Below are 3,269 nucleotides of genomic sequence, written 5' to 3'. Positions count from 1 at the left end.
GGCGGAGGCGTTGGAGTTGGACGGCCGCTGGCGGCGGCTGGGGCGATCGCCCGTCTCGCGGATCGCGGCTTGTTGCTGGAACAGGCGCTGCTCGAGCTGCTCGTAGCTGGCGTCAAACGGACAGCCCTTGGCGCTCAGGCTGCAGTCCTGGCAGTAGCGGCCATCGCTGTAGCGCTCCAGGTTGGAGCGGTTGAAGAAGTAGGGCTTGTGGCTGAAGCTGCTGGCCACCCACTGCCAACTGAGGTTGTTGCTGGCCGGGTCCCCATCCAGCAGGTGGCGCAGGAACCACTGGGCGCCCGCCTGCCAGCGGATGCGCCGCCAGTGGACGACGTAGGCCGCCAGCCACATCCGGGCGTGGTTGTGCAGCCAGCCCGTCTGCTGCAGCTCCTGGCTGAAGCCATCCATGCAGGCCAGCCCCGTGCGGCCTTCGGTGATGTCGGCGGGGAGCTCCGGTGCATAGGCCCCGGGGTGATGGCCGGTCTTGAGCGGTTCCTGGTCGCTCCAGATCCCATCGCCCAGTTGCTCCCAGAGCCGCTGCCAGTAGTCCCGCCAGCCCAGCTCATTGATCAGCTTCTCGCTGGCCTGCCGCTGCTTGGTGCGGGCGAAAACGGCATCGCGCACCTCCGCCAGGCTGATGGCCCCGTGGCGGATGTAGGGCGAGAGCCGGGTGACGGGGCCGCTGAGGAAGTTGCGGGCCTTGGCGTAGCGCTCGGGTTGGACCCTGCGCAGGAGAGCATCCGCCTGGCTGCGTCCGCCCTGGATCGGGCTGAGGCTGCCGCTGGCTTCGGGGAAGAGCTGCTGCAGCGTGCACTCGAGTGCGCTGCGGTCGCTGAATTGACGAGGGAGATCACCGGGGTGCTCCTCCCAGTTCAGGGGCACTCCGCGCGGGGTGGGGCTAGCCAACGATGGCGACTTGGGGTCCAGTGATCCTGGCGTCTGGCGCCTTCTGGGTGAGAATCACCGCAACGCAAGCGCCCGTTTCATGCTCCTCGATCTGCGCGGTAAGAAGGCCCTGGTCACCGGCATCGCCAATAACAAGTCGATCGCCTGGGGCATCGCCCAGCAGCTGCACGCCGCTGGCGCCGAGCTCGGGGTCACCTATCTGCCTGATGACAAGGGGCGCTTTGAAGGCAAGGTGCGTGAGCTGACCGCTCCCCTGGCCCCCACCCTGTTCGAGCCCCTGAACGTGCAGGACCCCGCTCAGATCGAAGCGGTCTTCGCCAAGGTCAAGGAGCAGTGGGGCCAGATCGATGTCCTGGTGCACTGCCTGGCCTTCGCCGGTAAGGACGAGCTGATTGGTGACTACTCGAACATCTCTCCCGAGGGCTTTGCCCGTGCCCTCGAGGTGAGCGCCTACTCCTTGGCACCGCTCTGCAAGCACGCCAAGCCTCTCTTCAGCGAAGGCGGCAGTGTGATCACCCTCAGCTACCTCGGTGCTGAGCGCGCGATCCCCAACTACAACGTCATGGGCGTGGCCAAGGCCGCCCTGGAAGCCTCAGTGCGCTACCTGGCCGCTGAGCTGGGCGAGAAGCAGGTGCGCGTGAACGCCATCAGCGCCGGCCCGATCCGCACCCTGGCCAGCTCGGCCATCGGCGGCATCCTCGACATGATCCACAACGTCGAAGAGAAGGCTCCCCTGCACCGCACCGTCACCCAGGACGAAGTGGGCGGGACCGCGGCCTTCCTCGCCAGCAACCTGGCCTCCGGCATCACCGGCCAGACCATCTATGTCGACGCCGGCTACTGCATCACCGGCATGTGAGCGGCAGACTGAGCTGAGGAGGGCATGACCATGCGCACGGGCGAGATCCATCGCGTCACCGGTGAAACCGATGTGCGCGTCAAGTTGAACCTCGATGGCACGGGCCAGTGCAGCGCCAGCACGGGCGTGCCCTTCCTCGATCACATGCTTCATCAGATCAGCAGCCACGGGCTGGTGGATCTGGAGATCAATGCCGTGGGTGACACCCACATTGACGATCACCACACCAATGAGGACGTGGGGATCGCCGTGGGTCAGGCCCTGGCCCAGGCCCTGGGGGACCGGCGCGGGATTCATCGCTTCGGTCACTTTGTGGCGCCCCTGGATGAGGCCTTGGTGCAGGTGGCCCTCGATTGCAGCGGCCGCCCGCACCTGAGCTTTGGCCTGCAGATCCCCGCTCAGAAGATCGGCAGCTACGACACCGAGCTGGTTAAAGAGTTCTTTGTGGCCGTGGTGAATAACTCCGGCCTCACCCTGCACATCCGGCAGCTGGATGGGGTGAATTCACACCACATCGTTGAGGCCTGCTTCAAGGCGTTTGCAAGGGCGCTGCGCCAGGCCACCGAGGTGGATCCGCGCCGCGCCGGAGCGGTGCCCAGCAGCAAGGGCGTGCTGGAGCGCGCGGGCGCCTAGGCCCGCTTAACACTCCGTTACGCGATGATGGCGGCGTCGCTCAGCGTCTTTGCCCATGACCGTCGCCCCCGCTCTCGGCTACGACCGCTCCGATTGGGCCAGCGCCTTCCGCAATGTTGGCGTCGAGCTTGATGGCGTCGCGCTGACCGCAGCCCGGGGCGCGATTCCAGCTGAGCTTGAGGGCACTCTTTACCGAAATGGTCCCGGCCGGTTGGAGCGGGGTGGTCAGTGGGTGCATCACCCCTTTGACGGGGACGGCATGATCACCGCCCTGCGGTTTGAGGGGGGTCAGGTCCAGCTGCGCAATCGCTTTGTGCGCACCGAGGGCTTTGAGGCCGAGGAGCAGGCGGACAAATTCCTCTACCGAGGTGTCTTTGGCACCCAGAAGCCCGGCGGCATTGCCGCCAATGCCTTTGACCTGCGTCTGAAAAACATCGCCAACACCCATGTGGTGCGGCTCGGGGATCAGCTCTTGGCCCTGTGGGAGGCCGCCGAACCCCATGCGCTGGACCCTGAGACCCTGGAAACCCGCGGCCTCAGCCGGCTGGATGGGTTGCTCAAGCCCGGTGAGGCCTTCAGTGCCCATCCCCGCTTTGACCCAGGCCACCATGGCGAGCCTCGGATGGTGACCTTTGGCGTGAAGGCCGGCCCCCGCAGCACGATTCGGCTGATGGAGTTCTCCAGCAGCGGTGCTCTTCTCGCGGACAGCCGCCACAGCTTCAAGGGCTTTGCCTTCCTGCATGACTTCGCGATCACCCCGAACTGGGCGGTCTTCCTGCAGAACGCCGTCGCCTTTAATCCGACGGGCTTTGTCATCGGCCAGAAGGGTGCCGCCCAGTGCCTCAGCTCAAAGCCTGGGGAGAAAGGGCAGTTT

At 65.9% G+C, this 3,269-nt stretch carries 4 protein-coding genes; 3 read left to right on the top strand and 1 reads right to left on the bottom strand.

Features of this window, described 5'->3' with window-relative positions; genetic code table 11:
* On the bottom strand, window positions 1-903 hold a 903-nt coding region (locus QZ184_RS10905), incomplete at its 3' end, for an FAD-binding domain-containing protein (protein ID WP_296419621.1).
* Window positions 904-982: 79 nt separating this feature from the next.
* Here QZ184_RS10905 and fabI point away from each other — a divergent pair.
* From fabI to QZ184_RS10890, 3 genes are all read left to right on the top strand, one after another.
* On the top strand, window positions 983-1,762 hold the full coding sequence (gene fabI / locus QZ184_RS10900; RefSeq protein ID WP_010314422.1) for an enoyl-ACP reductase FabI: 780 nt from the start codon (window positions 983-985) through the stop codon (window positions 1,760-1,762).
* Window positions 1,763-1,786: 24 nt separating this feature from the next.
* Complete coding sequence (hisB, locus tag QZ184_RS10895) at window positions 1,787-2,395, top strand: imidazoleglycerol-phosphate dehydratase HisB (RefSeq protein WP_296416814.1); 609 nt, start codon at window positions 1,787-1,789, stop codon at window positions 2,393-2,395.
* A gap of 55 nt (window positions 2,396-2,450) precedes the next feature.
* Window positions 2,451-3,269, top strand: an 819-nt coding sequence (locus QZ184_RS10890) for a carotenoid oxygenase family protein (protein WP_296419619.1), incomplete at its 3' end; no start/stop codon positions are given.

Origin of the sequence: Vulcanococcus sp. DEBay_Sum22DG08_74, assembly GCF_017852955.1 — a bacterium.
Taxonomy (GTDB): Bacteria; Cyanobacteriota; Cyanobacteriia; order PCC-6307; family Cyanobiaceae; genus Vulcanococcus.
Note: the sequence above shows the minus strand (reverse complement) of the source record. Positions and strands in the feature narration are given on the sequence as shown.